Origin of the sequence: Hydrogenophaga sp. SNF1 (assembly GCF_034421675.1) — a bacterium.
In the GTDB taxonomy this organism is placed as follows: Bacteria; Pseudomonadota; Gammaproteobacteria; order Burkholderiales; family Burkholderiaceae_C; genus Hydrogenophaga; species Hydrogenophaga borbori.
In genome coordinates this window covers 2,434,176-2,451,848 of record NZ_CP139793.1, presented here as the reverse complement: position 1 = coordinate 2,451,848, position 17,673 = coordinate 2,434,176, and the positions used below count along the sequence as shown (strand labels likewise).

The 17,673-nt window shown below is 70.3% G+C and carries 13 protein-coding genes; 2 read left to right on the top strand and 11 right to left on the bottom strand.

Features of this window, described 5'->3' with window-relative positions; all coding sequences use genetic code 11:
* Window positions 1–32 precede the first annotated feature (32 nt).
* From SOM08_RS11650 to SOM08_RS11640, 3 genes are all read right to left on the bottom strand, one after another.
* Window positions 33–1,715 carry a hypothetical protein gene (locus SOM08_RS11650; protein ID WP_322468985.1) on the bottom strand — a complete coding sequence of 561 codons (1,683 nt, stop codon included), beginning with the start codon at window positions 1,713–1,715 and terminating at the stop codon, window positions 33–35.
* A 137-nt stretch (window positions 1,716–1,852) separates the two neighbouring features.
* Entirely contained in the window at window positions 1,853–2,599 is a 747-nt protein-coding gene (locus tag SOM08_RS11645; protein ID WP_322468984.1) for a heparan-alpha-glucosaminide N-acetyltransferase, read from the bottom strand.
* Window positions 2,596–3,336 (bottom strand): alpha/beta fold hydrolase, encoded by a 741-nt coding sequence (locus SOM08_RS11640; RefSeq protein ID WP_116957443.1) that lies wholly within the window; start codon window positions 3,334–3,336, stop codon window positions 2,596–2,598. The genes SOM08_RS11645 and SOM08_RS11640 overlap by 4 nt, the downstream gene beginning before the upstream one ends.
* A gap of 47 nt (window positions 3,337–3,383) precedes the next feature.
* Between SOM08_RS11640 and SOM08_RS11635 the strand changes: the two genes are divergently transcribed.
* The gene (locus SOM08_RS11635; RefSeq protein WP_322468983.1) at window positions 3,384–5,357 is read left to right on the top strand and encodes a U32 family peptidase; all 1,974 of its coding nucleotides are present in this window, start codon (window positions 3,384–3,386) and stop codon (window positions 5,355–5,357) included.
* 1 nt (window position 5,358) lies between these two features.
* Here the strand turns inward: SOM08_RS11635 and hpaR are convergent, their stop codons facing one another.
* From hpaR to purL, 8 genes are all read right to left on the bottom strand, one after another.
* The gene (hpaR, locus tag SOM08_RS11630; RefSeq protein WP_116957445.1) at window positions 5,359–5,862 is read right to left on the bottom strand and encodes a homoprotocatechuate degradation operon regulator HpaR; all 504 of its coding nucleotides are present in this window, start codon (window positions 5,860–5,862) and stop codon (window positions 5,359–5,361) included.
* A 4-nt stretch (window positions 5,863–5,866) separates the two neighbouring features.
* On the bottom strand, window positions 5,867–7,213 hold the full coding sequence (locus SOM08_RS11625) for an aldehyde dehydrogenase (protein WP_116957446.1): 1,347 nt from the start codon (window positions 7,211–7,213) through the stop codon (window positions 5,867–5,869).
* A 13-nt stretch (window positions 7,214–7,226) separates the two neighbouring features.
* Window positions 7,227–8,966, bottom strand: a complete 1,740-nt coding sequence (locus tag SOM08_RS11620; RefSeq protein ID WP_322468982.1) for a thiamine pyrophosphate-requiring protein — start codon at window positions 8,964–8,966, stop codon at window positions 7,227–7,229.
* Between the two features lie 9 nt (window positions 8,967–8,975).
* A complete protein-coding gene (locus SOM08_RS11615; protein WP_322468981.1) occupies window positions 8,976–9,950 on the bottom strand; it encodes a tripartite tricarboxylate transporter substrate binding protein in 975 nt (324 codons plus the stop codon).
* 124 nt (window positions 9,951–10,074) lie between these two features.
* Window positions 10,075–10,611 (bottom strand): hemerythrin domain-containing protein, encoded by a 537-nt coding sequence (locus SOM08_RS11610; RefSeq protein ID WP_116957449.1) that lies wholly within the window; start codon window positions 10,609–10,611, stop codon window positions 10,075–10,077.
* Window positions 10,612–10,698: 87 nt separating this feature from the next.
* The gene (locus SOM08_RS11605) at window positions 10,699–11,619 is read right to left on the bottom strand and encodes a DUF808 domain-containing protein (protein ID WP_116957450.1); all 921 of its coding nucleotides are present in this window, start codon (window positions 11,617–11,619) and stop codon (window positions 10,699–10,701) included.
* 15 nt (window positions 11,620–11,634) lie between these two features.
* A complete protein-coding gene (locus tag SOM08_RS11600) occupies window positions 11,635–12,459 on the bottom strand; it encodes a phytanoyl-CoA dioxygenase family protein (protein ID WP_322468980.1) in 825 nt (274 codons plus the stop codon).
* A gap of 100 nt (window positions 12,460–12,559) precedes the next feature.
* Window positions 12,560–16,603, bottom strand: a complete 4,044-nt coding sequence (purL, locus tag SOM08_RS11595; protein WP_322468979.1) for a phosphoribosylformylglycinamidine synthase — start codon at window positions 16,601–16,603, stop codon at window positions 12,560–12,562.
* Window positions 16,604–16,838: 235 nt separating this feature from the next.
* Between purL and map the strand changes: the two genes are divergently transcribed.
* Window positions 16,839–17,672: a type I methionyl aminopeptidase gene (map, locus tag SOM08_RS11590; RefSeq protein ID WP_116957454.1), complete on the top strand. Its 834-nt coding sequence runs from the start codon at window positions 16,839–16,841 to the stop codon at window positions 17,670–17,672.
* Window position 17,673: the final 1 nt, after the last annotated feature.

Here is a 17,673-nt window from a genome sequence, read left to right as displayed (position 1 = left end):
GGGCCGATCGCTGAGGCCGATGCGCCCGCGTGCTACGGCTGGAAATTGCACAGCAGCTCCACCAGTTCGGGCTGCTCCTGCTTCTGGTCCAGGCAATGGGTGATCAAGGGCGCCAAGTCCTCGAACGGAGGCAGCGCGCCCATTTTCCTCAGCGCGGTGGACCACCCCTTGAGTTCGCCGGCCCTCCCCTCCTGGATCAGGTACTTGATGGCACCCACGGGATCGAAGGCCCAGAGCCAGGTCTCTTTCCGCACGGGATGGTCGATGTACCGCGATCGAAGCGCATCCATCGCCGAAGGCAGCGGCAGCTGGTCGCGCTCGCGCAATTGCCGGACATAGCCGATCAAATCCATGGTCAGGCCCGCCCTCAACAAGGCGTCGATCTCCTCCAGGGTCGTCTTGCTCTCTTGCGCGATCGCTTCCAAGTGGCGGTTGTACGTGTGGTCCCACAGCTGGCGATGGTCCGTGTTGAGCGCGCGGATCCAGCAAAGCGTCACGGGATCGCCATCCGAGAGGTAGAAGGCGATGCGTCCCGATATGTCCTTCTCTGTCACCGTCATCGAGCGATTGCGCTTGACGACCGCCGGCAAGCACTCTTCGGCCAGCCAACGCCGGTTCAAACCCTCGGCGAGATCGACCAGAAAGCCGTTGCGGCCCACCACGCGCGGGTGCCATTCGATGCAGGTGCGCGGGACATTTTCGCGGTGACCTTCAAGCTCCAGCAAAGCGTGCGGCGGTGTCCCGGAAAGAGAGGGCGGCGGCGTCAGCATCTGCGTGGTGCCAGCGCAGACGTAGTCGGGCGGCAATGGATCGGTCGCATGGCCGCTCGTCCCATCGTCCGAGACGACCACCGATCGCTTGGCGTTGACCGCGAGCGTCTTGCACCGGCTGTCGTGCAGGGACTTCAGCAGGGCGATTTGCCATTCGATCTCGTCGACCTGCAAGCGGCCCAGTTCGCTGTAGCGCCCAGCGGCCTCGCCAACAACGGAATAGCTGAACCCCAGGGTCTGCAAGGCAAGAAACTGTCCTTGGGTGCATCGACTGAGCGCGGCCAGGAAATCGATGAGCACGACAGGATCGACTTCGCCCAGCTGCAGTTCCTGGATGACCGATGTCGGCAACAACCGCGCGAGCAACTCCATGGCCTCGCGGTCCATGCCGGCCACCTGGTTCAGGGTCAGGCACTGGAGAACGCAACCGCCCTCACGGGCACGCTCCAGAAACCGATGCACCTCATCCGGCGTCAACAGGCCAAAGCGCTCCAGGGTCAAGGACTGGCACTGTGCGGCCGCAGCGACCAAGGCGTCCACCAGCTTCGGGCTGCCGAAACTGTCCGCTTGCGCGGGGTGGAAGCAGTGAACCACGGCAATGTGTTTTGTACCGCCGGCCAAGGCCGCCGCAATGGCGGCCTCCAGCACATAGGCATCACCGTCCTGGAAGTACACGCTCGGACGCCCCCACCGCTCAAGCAGCGGGCTCAGCAGCGCCGCCGCCCTGGCCTGGACGCACCAGTCGATGATGTCGGGCTCGTCGCGTCTATCGTGCTTGTGGTGTTCGTCGGTCAGGAAGGACCGGACCCGTCCGTCCACCGGGTACTGATCGGGCTTCACCGCATCTTTGCGCAATTGCTCGGCGATCCGCGTCACACGCGTCACGGGTTGGCGCGTCGAGGCTGGTGAGCGCGTCCGTTGAATGCCATTGCCAGCTCGTTTCATGTGCTGTGTCGTGTTGAAGAAGGTGCCGCTGCGTAACACCGCCGCCCGCGGCGTTACCGCCAAACCTTCCGCATCACTGGTCGGTTAGAAGCCCAACAGGTGGCTTCATGCCGCCTGAAGCTGTCGATCCTCGCGCTTCAGCCCCGCCACACCACCACCGACAGCCCCACCAGCCCCACCAACATGGGCTGGTGCAGCAGGTAGTAGCTCAGGCTCCAGCGCCCCCAGCGCGCCATGAAGCGGCCCAGCGCGCCGCCCTGCCCCGAGCCGCCCAGCCAATGGGGGCGCCGCACGAGCACCCAGTGCCCGGCGGCCAGGCCCCACCAGACCACGCCCATCCACGGCAGCAGGGGCACGTAGTCCTCGGTGAAGGGCTTGCGGGTGATGAAGCCCAGCGCGTTCCAGCCGCGCTGGTTGAGCAACTCCAGCGCGGGCCATTGCGCCATGGCGGTGGGCGCCAGCCAGGGCAGCGCGATCGCCAGCGCGCCCAGCGGCCACAGCCAGCGCCCCCAGCCGCCGGTGAGCCGCGCCACCACCAGCATCGCCGCGATGCCGTGCAGCACGCCGAAGTAGATGAAACTCTCGGGGAACATGAACCACGAGCCCAGCGTGACCAGCAGCGCCGCGCCCGCCACCTGCGCCCAGCGGCGCCAGAAGCGCGGCCAGCCCTGGCCCTGGCGCAGGGCCACCGACTGCGACAGACCGGCCGTGAACAGGAACAGGCTCACGATGGCCGTGCGCTGCGTGGTCCAGAACGGGTCGCTCAGGAAGGCCTGGTGGATCAGGCCGAAGTGGTTCAGGTCAAAGCAGAAGTGGTAGACCGTCATCCACAGCAGCGCCAGGGCGCGCAGCTGGTCGATGCGGTCGTACCGGGTGCCGTTCATGCGCCCGCCGCGCGCCAGAGGTCCAGCAGGTGCCCCGCCAGGGCCTGGGGCTCGCTCACCATGGGGTCGTGGCCGGTGGCCATTTCGATGAGCCGCCAGCCGGGCTCCTGCCGCACGCGCACACGCGACGGGGCGATGGTGGCCAGGGCCGGCGAGGTGCAGTCGATGAAGCAGCGCGGCACGCGGGCCCAGGCCTCGCCGTCGAAATCCAGCGGCTGCTGGTAGAGCCGGAACGGCTGCGGCGTTTGGCGGCGGTTGACCCAATCGCGGTCGGCGCCCTGCAGGCCGAACAGCGAGGCATCCGGCGGCGGAAAGTGCAGACCGCCGCTGGGCTGGGCGGCGGCGGTGCGCGCGGCCCGGGTCTCTTCGCTGTGGTGGCTGCTCCAGCTGTCGCCGGGGTATGGCAGCGCGGCGTCCAGGTAGACCAGCTGCGCCAGGCAGCCCGGGCGCTCGCGCAGCAGGCGGTCGGCCGCGCCGGTGATGACCATGCCCGCGTAGCTGTGGCCCACCAGCACCACCCGGTCCAGCTCTTCGGCCTCGATCAGGCCCAGCACGTCCTGGATGTGCGTGTGCAGGTCGATGGCCGGGCCCATGAGGTGGGCCCGCTCGCCCAGGCCGGTGAGCGTGAGCGCGTGCGCCTCGGCGCCGGCCGCGCGCAGCAGCGGCAGCACGCGGCGCCAGCACCAGGCGCCGTGCCAGGCGCCATGGACCAGAACGATGGACGTGGGTGCGGACAAAGGCCTTCTCCGGGACAATACGCGGTTCCGCGATTCTGCCCGCCCCCATGCTGCCCCACCAGATCGAGCTGCTCTCCCCCGCCCGCACGGCCGACATCGGCATCGAGGCCGTCAACCACGGCGCCGACGCCGTCTACATTGGCGGGCCCTCGTTCGGCGCGCGCACCTCGGCCGACAACAGCGTGCAGGACATCGCTCGCCTGGCGAAGCACGCGCACCGCTTCGGCAGCCGCATCTACGTCACGGTCAACACCATCCTGCGCGACGACGAGCTGGAGCCCGCGCGCAGGCTCATCCACCAGCTCTACGACGCGGGCACCGACGCGCTCATCATCCAGGACATGGGCCTGCTGGAGATCGACCTGCCGCCCATCCAGCTGCACGCCAGCACGCAGACCGACATCCGCACGGTGGACAAGGCCGTGTTCCTGCAGAACGCGGGCCTGTCCAAGCTGGTGCTGGCGCGCGAGCTCACGCTGCCGCAGATCCGCGCCATCTACGAGGCCCTGGACGAGCAGCGCTGCATCGTCGAGTTCTTCATCCACGGCGCGCTGTGCGTGGCCTACAGCGGGCAGTGCTACGTGAGCCATGCCCACACCGGCCGCAGCGCCAACCGCGGCGACTGCTCGCAGGCCTGCCGCCTGCCTTACGAGGTGAAGGACAGCCAGGGCCGCATCGTGGCGCACGACAAGCACGTGCTCTCGATGAAGGACAACAACCAGAGCGGCAACCTGCGCGCCCTCATCGACGCCGGCGCGCGCAGCTTCAAGATCGAAGGCCGCTACAAGGATCTGGGCTACGTCAAGAACATCACCGCGCACTACCGCCGGCTGTTCGACGAGATCCTGGAGGAGCGCCCCGAGCTGGGCCGCGCCTCCTCGGGGCGCTGCCACTTCAGCTTCACGCCCGACCCCGACCAGAACTTCAACCGCGAGTTCACCGACTACTTCGTCAACGGCCGCCAGGACGACATCGGCGCCTTCGACACGCCCAAGAACCCGGGTCGCCCCATCGGCTTCGTCACGCAGCTGGGCCCGAACTGGGTGGAGCTGCAGTGCGACGACGACACCACGGTCATCCACAACGGCGACGGCCTGTGCTACCTGGACCTGCACCGTGAACTCGTGGGCCTGCAGATCAACCGCGCGGAAGCCACCGGCCAAGCCGGCCGCTTCCGCGTCTTTCCCAAGGACGCCCTGGAGGGCCTGCGCCACCTCAAGCGCGGCACGGTGGTGAACCGCAACCGCGACATGGACTGGGTGCGCGCGCTCGAGAAGAAGTCCGCCGAGCGCCGCATCGGCGTCTGGATGGCCCTCTCCCGCACGGCCGAGGGCCTGCGCCTGGACCTCACCGACGAAGACGGCCATGCCGCCCACGCCGAGCTGGCCTGCGCGCTGGCGCCCGCGCGCGACGCCGCGCAGGCGCACGACAAGCTGCGCGAGGCCCTGGGCCGGCTGGGCGACACGCTGTTCGCGCCCATCGACATCTCGCTCGCCTTCAAGGAACCTTGGTTCGTGCCGGCCTCGCTGCTCAACCCGCTGCGCCGCGAGGCCGTGGCCGCGCTGGAAGCCGCGCGCGCCAAGGCCTTTCGGCGGCTGCCGCGCGGTCAGGCGGTGGAGCCGCCCGCGCCCTACCCCGAGGACACGCTGACCTACCTGGCCAATGTGTTCAACCACCGGGCGCGCGCCTTCTATGAAAAGCACGGCGTGAAGGTGATCGCCAGCGCCTACGAGTCGCACGAGGAGACCGGCGAGGTCAGCCTCATGATCACCAAGCACTGCGTGCGCTTCTCGCTCAGCCTGTGCCCCAAACAGGCCAAGGGCGTCACCGGCGTGCAGGGCACGGTGCGCGCCGAGCCGCTGACGATCACCCACAACAATGAGAAGCTCACGCTGCGTTTCGACTGCAAGCCCTGCGAGATGCACGTGGTGGGCCGCATCAAGCCCTCGGTGATGAAGGCCGCGGCGGCCAGTCCCATCACCTTCCACCGCACGCGGCCCAGCGCGCGCGGCGCGCACTGAGTCAGGCGTCCTCGGGCTCCGCCCCCGCGTCGCCGGGGGGGTGCAGCACGGCCAGCAGGCGGTCGAGCATGGCGTACACCTCCGCCACGAACTCGGGGCCGAGATCGGCTTCCAGCTGGCGGTAGACGTCCTCCAGGTCGCCGCTGACGTCCTTGAACATGCCCACGGCGCGCGGCGTGAGCGAGACGTGCTGGCGGCGCTGGTCGCCCTTGAGGCGCTCGCGGCAGACCAGGTCCAGCGCCTCCATGCGGGCCAGCACGCCGGCCAGGCTGGGGCTGGAGATGTGGCAGATGGAACAGATCTCGCGCGGCTCGAGCGTGCCGTAGACGTCGAGCGCGCGCAGGATGCGGAACTGCTGCTCCGTCAGTCCCGTCTTCTTGAGCACGGGCCGAAAGCGGGCGATGAGCCCGCCGCGCGCTTGCAACAACAGCAAGGGCAGGTTGCGGCGCGCGCGGGGAGCGGGCTGGGGAACGGGGCTGGCGGGAGGTGTTCGGGGGCGGGGCAAGGTGTCAGAAGGGGTAGACCTGGGGTTCGGTCTGGATCGTAATCGAGCGCAGCTCGGTGAACTCCGCGATGGCCGCCTTGCCGCCGAAGCGGCCGTACCCGCTGTCCTTGACGCCCCCGAACGGCAGCTGCGGTTCGCTGCGCACGGTGGGCGCGTTGATGTGACACACGCCGCATTCGAGGCGTTGCGCCACCTGCAGGGTGCGCGAGATGTCGCGTCCGAACACGGCGCCGGCCAGGCCGTACCCGGTGTCGTTGGCGACGCGGATCGCCTCCTCCAGGTCGTTCACGCGCACGATCGCGGCGATGGGGCCGAAGGACTCGTCGCCATAGACCTTCATGCCGGGGCGCACGTGGTCCAGCACCAGCGGCGCGATGCGCGCGCCCTGGCGCCGCAGCGGCACCAGCAGCCGCGCGCCCTGCGCCAGGGCGTCCTCCACCAGGTCCGACACCTGCCCGGCGGCGCGTTCACTGATGAGCGCGCCGGCCAGCGCTGGCACCTCGCCGGTGGCGAGCCGCTCGGTTTTGTCCGCCAGGGCCTGCGCGAAGCGATCGGCGATGGCTTCCTCCACCACGATGCGCTCGGTGGACATGCAAATCTGCCCCTGGTTCATGAAAGCGCCGAAGGCGGCGGCGTTCACCGCGGCATCGATGTCGGCGTCGCGCAGCACCACCAGCGGGGACTTGCCGCCCAGCTCCAGCAAGGCGGGCTTGAGGTGCTGGCCGGCCAGCGCGCCGATGAGGCGTCCGGTACGGGTGGAGCCGGTGAAGTTCACGCGCCGCACCGCCGGGTGGGCGATCAGCGCCTCCACCACCTGGGGCGCGATCGCCGGGTCGTGCGCGACGACGTTGACCACGCCGGGCGGAAAACCCGCGTCGTTCAGCAGCTCGCCAATGAGGCGGTGGCTGTCGGGACAGACCTCGGAGGCCTTCATCACCACCGTGTTGCCGCAGGCCAGCGGCACGATGAGCGCGCGCAGGCCCAGCAGCAGGGGCGCGTTCCAGGGGGCGATGCCGAGCACCACGCCGACGGGCACGCGCAGCGTCATCGCCAGGCAGCCGGGCTGGTCGGACGGGATGGTCTCGCCCCCCACCTGCGTGGTGAGCGCGGCCGCCTCGCGCAGCGCGGCGATGCCGCCCTTCACGTTGAACTGCGCCCAGGCCACCGACGTCGCGGTCTCGGCCACCATGCGTTCGACAAAGGCTTCGGCGCGCGCCTGCAGCAGATCGGCCGCCTTGCCGAGCAGTTCGCGCCGCAGGCCCGGTCCGCTGCGCGACCAGGCCACGAAGGCCTGGGCGGCCTTGTCCACGGTGGCCTGTGCCTCGGCGACCGTGCTCCATGGGGTGTTCATTCGGGTGTCTCCTTCAAAGGGGGGCGATGCGGGCGTGCAGCAGCGCGCTGCGGCCCTCATCGAGCGCGCGGATGCAGCGCGCGACGGCGGCGTCGATGTCGCCCGGCTCGCTCAGGCGCTCGCCGTGCGCGCCGGCCGCTTCGGCCACGGCGGCAAAGTCCATGTCCCTCGGCAGCACCGAGGCGAACTCGCCGCTGTGGAAAGCGTGGCCCTTGGGGTACATGCGCAGCGTCGATTCCTTCACCGCGGCCCAGCCGCTGTTGTCGAGCACGACGGTGAAGATGGGCGTGCCGGCTTCGCGCGCCACCGCATAAGTGGAGGTGGGGTTGCTGAAGTAGAAGGTGCCGTCGCCGACGAAGTGCACCACCCGGCGGCCCCGGTGGGCGAGCTTCATGCCCAGCGCCATGCCGGCCGAAAAGCCCAGCCCGCCGCCCGGCAAGCCCAGCAGCGTGCCCGGCCGCTGGCGCGGCACCTGGTCGAACACGGTGAGTGTGTGGCGAATGCCTTCGTTGAGCACGATGTCGTCCTCGCCCAGGGCGCTGTGGATGGCGGCGCACAGGTGCGCGGCGTTGATGGCGCCGGGCTCGCCCGGCGCGCGCGCGGCCTCGGCGACGCGCCGACCGCGCTCGGCGTGCTCGGCCGCCAGCCGGGCCAGGCGCGCGGCGGCGCGCGCCTGGAAGGCCGGCGTGGCCAGGGCCGACACGGCCTCGATGAGATCGGCCAGGAGCGGCTCGCTGTCGCCCTCCAGCCGCAGGTCGGTGGCGAAACCCCACATGGGCATGTCGCGCTTGAGCGCGTCCAGGTCGATCTGCGCCCACCAGGCCTTGGGGTTGACGTTCGTGGTCTTGGGTACCCAGGGCACGTCCACGTCCAGCATCAGGCCAACGTCGGCGCGCTCGGCGAACGGCCCGGGCAGGTAGCCGCCGAAGCATGGGCTGTCGCGGCGGATGTTCAGGTGCACGCTGTTGAACTCGCACACGCGCATGCCCACCCGCGTGGCCAGCGCCTCCACGAGGGCCGGCACGCGCGGGTTGCGACCGGCATAGCCGGTGACGAGCAAGGGGTCCTCGCTGGCCACCAGGCGCTCGGCGATGCGGCGGATGTCATCGGGCCGCGCGATGCCCGCGCGCACGGGCGGGTGGCGCGCGGCGGGGAACGGCCGCAGCTCCTGCGGCGGGCACTGCGCGGCCAGCACCTCGCGCGGGAGCATGAGGTACACGGGACCGGGCGGATCGCTCTGCATCACGGCGTGCGCGCGGGCGATGACCTCCTCGGCCATCGACGGCCAGGGCAGCGTGTACTCCCACTTCACGTAGGGCCGCACCACGCTGCCCTGGTCGAAGGGCTCCTGCACGAAATGCACGTAGGTGTCGCGCCCGCCGTCCACGCCGTTGAAGGTGGTGGCCGGCGCGCGGCCGGCCATCAGCAGGATGGGCACGCGCGCGCGGAACAGGTTGTGCAGCCCCATCGCGGCGTTGGCCGTGCCCGCGTCCACGTGCACCAGCACGGCCTGGCCGCGCCCGGTGGCCACCGCGTAACCGCCGGCCATGTGGATCGCGGTGTTCTCGTGCGGGCACAGCACCAGTTCAGGCAGCCGCCGGCCTTCTTCGCGCCAGCGCGCCATCTCTTCGATGAGGGGCGCGTGGTCGGTGCCGAGGTTGCAGAACAGGTACTCGATGCCGCGATCCAGCAGGGCCTGGAGCAGGTGGTGGGCGGCGGTGCGCGCGGCGCCGTGGGGGCTGTCGGGGAGCATGGGGTCCTGTCAGTTGGTCGGGGCGGCCAGGCCGGCGGCGCGCACGGCGGGCGCGAAGGCCTTCTGTTCGGCCTGGATGCGTTGGCGGATGCCTTCGGGCCCCACGAAGTCGCTTTCGTGGCCGAGCTTGGCGAAGGCCTCGCGCGTGGCCGGCACGGCCAGGGCCTTCTCCAGTTCGCCCGAGAGGCGCTTGAGCACGCCCGCGGGCGTTCCCGCCGGGGCGTACAGGGCCAACCAGACCTCGTACTCGGTGCCGGGGTAGCCCGCCTCGGCCAGGGTCGGCACGTCGGGCAGGAAGGGCGAGCGCTTCAGCGAGGCCACGGCCAGCGGGCGCAGGCCACCAGACTTGATCTGGCCGCTGAGCGGCGCCAGATCGGCCATCACCATGATGGCGCGGCCGGTGACGAGGTCGGCGATCGCCAGCGTGAAGCCGTTGTAGGGCACGTGGATCATCTTCGCGCCCGCGCTCTGCACCAGCATCTCGGTGCCCACGTGGGCCATCGAGCCCACGCCGTTGCTGGCGTAGGCCAGCGAGCCGTCCTTCATCTTCGGATCGGCGAACAATTCCTTCACCGTCTTGTACGGTTGGGTGCTGGACACCGTGAGGAAAAACGGCAGGCGCGACACCAGCCCGATGGGCGCGAAGTCTTTCAGGGGATCGAACGCCAGCTTGGCCTGGGTAAGCGGCAGCAGGGTCATGGTCGAGCCGCCGGTGAGCAGCAGCGTGTAGCCATCGGGCGCGGCGCGCGCGACGGTGGAGGCGCCGATGACCGTGTTGCCGCCGGGTTTGGCCTCGACGATCACGCTCTGCCCCATCGCGTCGCCCAGCGACTGGGCGACCAGCCGCGCGGCGGCGTCGACGCCGCCACCGGCCGCGTACGGAATGACGATGCGGATGGTCTTGTTGGGGAAGTTGTCCTGCGCGTGGCCGCTCAAGGCCGCGACGCACAGCAGCGCCGCGCCGGCCCATCGGAAGAATGTCATGCCTTGTCTCCTGGATGTTTTTCCAGCGGACAACGGCGTCCGCCGCAAATCACTCACATGTGAGTGATTTGCGGAGCATAGGCCGTGCGCGTCGACGCGGCTCTAGGCAATAACCCGCAGTCGTTCAGACGTAAGGCACCGGCTGCGGCGCATGCCGCAGGTGCAGCGACAGGCCCAGCGCCGCCATGTGGTTGCCGTTGCGCCCGAGGATGGTCTCGGCCAGCGGCAGGAACTCCGTCTCTTCCAGCCGCGCGTGCGCGGTGTAGTCAGCCACCAGCCGGCGCACATCGCCGACGTCGAGTTCGCTGTCCTGCCCGCGCGCCACGCGCTTGAGCTCGCGCTCCAGCGAGCGCCACAGCGCCTCCAGCTGACGGTGCTGGGTGGTCAGGTGCTCGACCAGGCGTTGCGCGCGCTCGCGCTCCGGCCCCGGCTCGGCGCTGGCCAGCACGGCGGGAAAGAGCTCGCGCTCCTCGTCGAGGTGGTGCTCGAAGATGGCTTCGCGAAAAAAGGCGAGCGATTCCTCGGCAATGCGCCGGGCCCGCATCGCGGGCTCCAGCAGCGCGGGCAACTCATCGAGCGCGTGCAGCCGGCGCACGATGCCCGCGTGGCATTGCGTGAAGTTGGTCAGGGGCGCTTGATCGGCAGTGGCGGTGCTGTTCATGGCAGGACTCCTGCGGAGGATCGGTGGGCCAATCCAGTCTATGCCGCGCCCGCCACGGCGCCTTGACCCATGTCAAGGCCGCAGGGCTCAGCCGGCCTTGGCTCGCGCGCCGCGCAGGCGCTTGACCACTTCCACCACGCCCACCACCACCGCGCCGGCCGCGATGCCCACCAGCGCGCCGGCCAGGCTGGGCACGAAGGCGCCGAACCAGCCCAGGCTTTCGGCCCAGGTGTCCACGCCGTGCGCCAGCAGCGGCAGGCCGTGCAGCAGGATGCCGCCGCCCACCAGGAACATGGCGGCCGTGCCCAGCACCGACAGCGACTTCATCAGCCAGGGCGCGAAGGCCAGGATGCCGCGACCGATGGCCTGCTTCCAGGCCTGCGCCTGCCGGTTCAGGTGCAGGCCCAGGTCGTCGAGCTTCACGATGCCGGCCACCAGGCCGTACACGCCCGCGGTCATCACCACCGCGATGCCCACCAGCACGCCGATGCGCTGGCCCATGGTGGCACTGGCCACCGTGCCCAGGCTGATGACGATGATTTCGGCCGAGAGAATGAAGTCGGTGCGGATGGCGCCCTTGATCTTGTCCTTCTCGTAGGCCACGAGGTCCACGGCCTGGTCGGCCGCGGCCCTCACCAGCGCCTCGCGGCCCTTCGTGTCCTCGGCCTTGTGTGCGCCCAGCGCGTGGACCAGCTTCTCCACGCCCTCGAAGCACAGGAACAGGCCCCCGAGCATGAGCAGTGGCGTGATGAGCGCGGGCACGAAGGCGCTGATGAGCAGCGCCGCCGGCACCAGGATGGCCTTGTTGAGCAGCGAACCCTTGGCCACGGCCCACACCACGGGCAGTTCGCGGTCGGCTTTCACGCCGGTGACCTGCTGGGCGTTGAGCGCGAGGTCGTCGCCCAGCACGCCCGCCGTCTTCTTGGCCGCGACCTTGGTCATGAGCGAGACGTCGTCGAGCAGCGTGGCGATGTCGTCGATGAGGGCGAGCAGGCTGGTACCGGCCATGGGGGCTCCGCAGGTTCAGGTAGGCGCCGAAGGCCAGACCAGGGGAAACAGGGGGTCGTCCATGGCCGCGCCGGGGGGCAGGCGGGCGTCCAGCCCGGGAAACGGGGGAGAGGTGCGCCAACGGCGCGGCGCGTGCACGCTGTCGTCGCCCAGGTAGCGGGCCGAGAACACGCGGCGGCGCGCGCCCGGGCCGGTGCCGCTGGAGGCGTGCAGCGCGAGCATGTGGAAGGCCACGCAGTCGCCGGGCTCCAGGGCCCAGGCCAGCTGGGGATAGCGCTGCGGCTCCTGCTCCACCGGCGGCAGCTCGGCCAGCGTGCCTTCAGGGAACCACTTGGCCTGCTGATCGCGGAAGGTGCGCGGCATGTACCAGGTGCCGTGGTGCGAGCCGGCCACGAAGCGCAGCGTGCTGGCCAGCGGCACCGGGTCCACCGGGATCCAGAAGCTCACGTTCTGCGCGCCGTCCACGTTGTAGTAGGGCTGGTCCTGGTGCCAGGGCGTGGGCTGGCGCGTGCCGGCTTCCTTGACCAGCAGGTGGTCGTGGTAGAGCCGCACCTGGCGGCTGCCCATGAGCTGGGCCGAGAGGTGCGGCAGCGCGGAGTGGCGCAGCACGTCCGCATAGGCCGGGTTGTCGGTCCAGGTGCAGAAGTCCTCGACGAAGCGGCCCGGGTCGTCGGGTTCGCTGGCCACCAGGGCCAGCGGGCTCAGGTGCGCCAGGTTGTGCTCGATGCCCTCCTCCAGGCGCCGCAGCTCCGCCGAGGTGAAGACGCCGCGCAGCACCACGGCGCCGTCGCGCGCGTAGGCCGCGATCGTGGAAGGGTCTAGTGTGTGGGTGCGTGCCATGCGCCGTGCCTTCATCGGGAACACCGCAGAACCGGCTTTGCCGGGCTGCAGGTGTTGCCCCCTGGGGGGAGGCGCCGCAGGCGCTTCGGGGGGGACATGTTCAGCCCACCCAGCGGCGCGCGTTGCGCCACAGGCGCGTCCAGCCGCTGGGGGCGGACACGTCCTGATCGGTCCAGCTCATGAGCGCGTTGCGGAAGACGCGCTCGGGGTGCGGCATGAGCGCGGTGAAGCGGCCATCGGCGGTGGTGACGGCGGTGAGGCCGGCCGGGCTGCCGTTGGGGTTGTAGGGGTAGCGCTCGGTGGCCTGGCCCTGGCTGTCGACGAAGCGCATGGCGGCGATGGCCTGGGCCGGGTCGCCCCGGTGGCGGAAGTTGGCGTAGCCCTCGCCGTGCGCCACGGCGATGGGCAGGCGCGTGCCGGCCATGCCCTGGAAGAACAGGCTGGGCGAGTCCAGCACCTCCACCTGCGACAGGCGCGCTTCGAAACGCTCGCTGCGGTTGGTGGTGAAGCGCGGCCAGGCCTGGGCCCCGGGAATGATGTCGGCCAGCTCGGCGAACATCTGGCAGCCGTTGCACACGCCCAGGCCGAAGGTGTCGGCTCGCGCGAAGAAGGCCTGGAACTGCTCGGCCAGGCGCGGGTTGAAGGTGATGGAGCGCGCCCAGCCAATGCCCGCGCCCAGCGTGTCGCCATAGCTGAAGCCGCCACAGGCCACCACGCCGCGCACGTCCTTCAGGTCGGCGCGACCGGCCTGAAGGTCGGTCATGTGAACGTCCAGCGCCTCGAAGCCGGCCTGGGTGAAGCACCAGGCCATCTCCACGTGCGAGTTGACGCCCTGCTCGCGCAGGATCGCCACCCGGGGGCGCGAGAGGTTCAGGAAGGGCGCGGCCACGTCGTCGTTGGGGTCGAACGTGAGGTGCGTGTGCAGGCCGGTGTCGGCCGGGTCGCCGGCCGCCGCGTGCTCGGCGTCGGCGCACTCGGGGTTGTCGCGCCGCTGGTTGATCTTCCAGCTCACGCTGTCCCAGACCTGCTGCAGGTCGGACAGCCGGGCACTGAAGACCGCCTTGGTGTCGCGCCAGACCTGCAGCTCGCCCGTGCCGGCGTCCCTGGCGGAACCGGCGGGGCCGCGCGCGGACGCTGGCGGCCACGCCCGGCTCTGCACTTTGCCGATGAAGTGGCTGTGCTTGGACAGGCCGTGCTCGCGCAGCACCTGCATCACCTCGTTGCGCTGTTCGGTGCGCACCTGCAGCACCACGCCCAACTCTTCGTTGAACAGGGCCCGCAGCGTGAGCTCTTCGCGCCGCGCGCCGACCTGCTGGGCCCAGTTCTTGGCGTCGCCGGTCTCGGCGCGGCTGTCGCTGATGCCGTCGCCCTCGGTGATCAGTTGGTCGATGTTGAGCGCCACGCCCACCCGCCCAGCGAAGGCCATCTCGGCCACGGCGGCCAGCAGGCCACCGTCGCTGCGGTCGTGGTAGGCCAGCACGCGCCCCTGCGCGCGCAGGGCGTTCACCGCGTTCACCAGGTTCTTCAGGTCCTGCGGGCTGTCCAGGTCGGGCACCTCGCCACCGGGGTGGCCCAGGGTCTGGGCCAGCACGCTGCCGCCCAGGCGGTGGCGGCCCTTGCCGAGGTCGATCAGCACCAGGGTGGTGTCGTCGATGTCGCGGTTCAGCTGGGGCGTGAAGGTGCCGCGCACGTCGGCCAGCGAGGCGAAGGCGCTGACGATCAGGCTCACCGGCGCGGTGACCTTCTTCGTCTGCCCATCGGCCTGCCACTGGGTGCGCATGGACAGGCTGTCCTTGCCCACGGGGATGGACACGTCCAGCGCGGGGCACAGCCCCATGCCCACGGCCTTCACGGTCTCGTACAGGGTGGCGTCCTCGCCGGGTTCGCCGCAGGCCGCCATCCAGTTGGCGCTGAGCTTCACGCGCGGCAGTTCGATCGGCGCGGCCAGCAGGTTGGTGATGGCCTCGGCCACGGCCATGCGGCCCGAGGCGGCGCCGTTGGTGGCGGCCAGCGGCGTGCGCTCGCCCATGGCCATGGCCTCGCCCGCGAAGCCGGCGTGGTCGGCCAGGGTCACGGCGCAGTCGGCCACGGGCAGCTGCCAGGGGCCGACCATCTGGTCGCGGTGGCTGAAGGCCCCCACCGTGCGGTCGCCAATGGTGACGAGGAAGCGCTTGGAGGCCACCGTGGGGTGGCTCAGCACGTCGATCACGCTCTTCTGCAGGTCGACGCCGGTGAGGTCGAGGGCCGGCGACTGGCGCGCCACGGTCGTCACGTCGCGGTGCATCTTGGGCGGCTTGCCGAGCAGCACGTCCATGGGCATGTCGACCGGGCTGTCCTGGCCTTCGTCCACCAGCTGCAGCTGGCGTTCCTCGGTGGCCACGCCCACCACCGCGAAGGGACAGCGCTCGCGCTCGCAGAAGGCCTGGAACTGTGGCAGAGAGTCGGGCGCGATCGCCAGCACGTAGCGCTCCTGGCTTTCGTTGCTCCAGATCTCCTTGGGCGCCAGACCGCTTTCTTCCAGCGGCACGGCGCGCAGGTCGAAGCGCGCGCCGCGGCCGGCGTCGTGGGTGATTTCGGGGAAGGCGTTGGACAGGCCACCCGCGCCCACGTCGTGGATGGCGAGGATGGGGTTCTTCTCCCCCTGCGCCCAGCAATGGTTGATGACCTCCTGCGCGCGCCGCTCGATCTCGGGGTTGCCGCGCTGCACCGAATCGAAGTCGAGCGAGGCGGCGTTGGTGCCGGTGGCCATGGAGCTGGCCGCGCCGCCGCCCATGCCGATCTTCATGCCCGGGCCGCCGAGCTGGATGAGCAGCGTGCCGGCCGGGAACAGCACCTTCTTCGTCAGGCGGGCGTCGATGGTGCCGACGCCGCCGGCGATCATGATGGGCTTGTGGTAGCCGCGCTGCACGCCGTCCACGAGCTGTTCGTACTCGCGGAAGTAACCCAGCAGGTTGGGCCGGCCGAACTCGTTGTTGAAGGCCGCGCCACCCAGCGGGCCCTCGGTCATGATCTGCAGCGGGCTGGCGATGTGCTCGGGCTTGCCGCCCGGCTGGTCGCTCAGGCCGCCCCAGAGCTTGCCGACCGTGAAGCCCGTGAGGCCTGCCTTGGGCTTGGCGCCGCGGCCGGTGGCGCCCTCGTCGCGGATCTCGCCGCCGGCGCCGGTCGAGGCGCCCGGGAAAGGCGAGATGGCCGTGGGGTGGTTGTGCGTCTCCACCTTCATGAGCACGTGCTGGGTGATGGGCTCGGCGCGGTAGGCCGGCGCCTGGCCGCCGTCGTAGCGCGCCACGAAACGCTGCACCGCGTGGCCTTCCATCACCGAGGCGTTGTCGGCGTAGGCGATCACCGTGTGCTGCGGGCTGCTCTGGTGGGTGTGGCGGATCATGCCGAACAGGCTCTTGTCCTGCGCCACGCCGTCGATGGTGAACTGGGCGTTGAAGATCTTGTGGCGGCAATGCTCGCTGTTGGCCTGCGCGAACATCATCAACTCCACGTCGGTGGGGTTGCGGCCCAGGCCCTGGAAGGCCTCGATGAGGTACTGAATTTCGTCTTCGGCCAGGGCCAGGCCCCAGTCGGCGTTGGCGCGCTCCAGCGCCGCCCGGCCACCACCCAGCACGTCCACGCGCTCCATGGGCGCGGCCTGCAGCTCGGTGAACAGGGCGTGGGCTTCCTCGCGCGTGGCCACCACGGCCTCTGTCATGCGGTCGTGCAGCAGGCTGGCCACGGCCCAGGTCTGCTCCGGCGTGAGGCTGGGCTTGCCGCCGAGCAGGCCGGGCTTGAGCGCCAGGCGGTACTCGATGAGGCGCTCCACCCGGTGCACCACCAGGCCACAGTTGCGGGCGATGTCGGTGGCCTTGGAGGCCCAGGGCGAGACGGTGCCCAGGCGTGGCATCACCAGCAGGGCCGGCGCGCCCTCGGTCTCGAGCGCCAGGTGGGCGGGCTGCGCGGGCTCGCCGTAGGTGAGCAGCTCGCCCAGGCGCTGCCCGGTGGCGGTGTCGGGCGCGGCGTCGAAGGCCGCCAGGTGCACGAAACGGGCGCTGAGGCCGACGATCCTGTCGTGGATGGCTTGGAGACGGGGGAGGAGCTGCTGGACTTTGAAGTCGCTGATGGCGTGCCCGCCATCAAAAGTGCGCAGGTGCAGGGACATGAAATGGAATCACCCCCGCCGCGCTGCGCGCGACCCCCTCCAGGGGGCGGCACCTGCGGCCCGGCAAAGCCGGTTCCGTGGTGCCTCTTGGTTCGACCCCGGCAAGCGGTGCGGGTCGCGCGAAGCGAAGTGGTTGGCTAAGGCGTTGGGAAGCCTCGAATTCTACCCGCCGCCCCCATGGCGATTGGCCCGGCGGGCGGTGTGCGGGCGGGGTCCGGTGGGATAATTGCGCCCCATGAGCATCACCTACAAGGACGCCGCCGGCATCGAGGGCATGCGCACCGCCTGCCGCCTCGCCTCCGAAGTGCTGGACTACCTCACGCCGCTGATCCAGCCCGGCATGACCACGCTCGAGATCGACCGCCTCGCGGCCGACTACATGAAGCAGCAGGGCACCCGCTCGGCCACCATCGGCTACCAGCCCAGCGGCTACCCGCCCTACCCCGGCCACCTGTGCACCTCCATCAACCAGGTGGTCTGCCACGGCATCCCGAACGAAAAACCGCTCAAGAAGGGCGACATCCTCAACGTCGACGTCACCGTCATCACGCCCGAGGGCTGGTATGGCGACAACAGCCGCATGTTCCTGATCGGCGGCGAGGCCGCCTGCTCGATCCAGGCCCGCCGCCTGTGCCAGGTGACCTTCGAGGCCATGTGGAAGGGCATCGTGCTGGTGCGTCCGGGCGCGCGCCTGGGCGACATCGGCCACGCCATCCAGACCTACGCCGAAGGCAATGGCTTCAGCGTGGTGCGCGAGTTCTGCGGCCACGGCATCGGCCAGCGCTTCCACGAAGAGCCCCAGGTGCTGCACTACGGCCGCCCGGGCACGCTGGAAGAACTCAAGCCCGGCATGACCTTCACCATCGAGCCCATGATCAACGCCGGCCGGCGCGAGATCAAGGAACTGGGCGATGGCTGGACCATCGTCACGCGCGACCGCTCGCTCTCGGCCCAGTGGGAGCACACCGTGCTGGTCACCGAGACCGGCTACGAGGTGCTCACCTGGTCGGCCGGCAACATCGCGCCGCCGGCCTTCGTGAACCCGGCCCCGGCCAGCGTCGCGGCCTGAA

Excerpts from the sequence above, each read along its gene's own strand:
- SOM08_RS11650 (WP_322468985.1), bottom strand. The coding sequence starts at position 1,715 with ATGAAACGAGCTGGCAATGGCATTCAACGGACGCGCTCACCAGCCTCG.
- SOM08_RS11645 (WP_322468984.1), bottom strand. The coding sequence starts at position 2,599 with ATGAACGGCACCCGGTACGACCGCATCGACCAGCTGCGCGCCCTGGCG.
- SOM08_RS11635 (WP_322468983.1), top strand. The coding sequence starts at position 3,384 with ATGCTGCCCCACCAGATCGAGCTGCTCTCCCCCGCCCGCACGGCCGAC.
- SOM08_RS11625 (WP_116957446.1), bottom strand. The coding sequence starts at position 7,213 with ATGAACACCCCATGGAGCACGGTCGCCGAGGCACAGGCCACCGTGGAC.
- SOM08_RS11620 (WP_322468982.1), bottom strand. The coding sequence starts at position 8,966 with ATGCTCCCCGACAGCCCCCACGGCGCCGCGCGCACCGCCGCCCACCAC.
- SOM08_RS11615 (WP_322468981.1), bottom strand. The coding sequence starts at position 9,950 with ATGACATTCTTCCGATGGGCCGGCGCGGCGCTGCTGTGCGTCGCGGCC.
- SOM08_RS11610 (WP_116957449.1), bottom strand. The coding sequence starts at position 10,611 with ATGAACAGCACCGCCACTGCCGATCAAGCGCCCCTGACCAACTTCACG.
- SOM08_RS11605 (WP_116957450.1), bottom strand. The coding sequence starts at position 11,619 with ATGGCCGGTACCAGCCTGCTCGCCCTCATCGACGACATCGCCACGCTG.
- SOM08_RS11600 (WP_322468980.1), bottom strand. The coding sequence starts at position 12,459 with ATGGCACGCACCCACACACTAGACCCTTCCACGATCGCGGCCTACGCG.
- purL (WP_322468979.1), bottom strand. The coding sequence starts at position 16,603 with ATGTCCCTGCACCTGCGCACTTTTGATGGCGGGCACGCCATCAGCGAC.
- map (WP_116957454.1), top strand. The coding sequence starts at position 16,839 with ATGAGCATCACCTACAAGGACGCCGCCGGCATCGAGGGCATGCGCACC.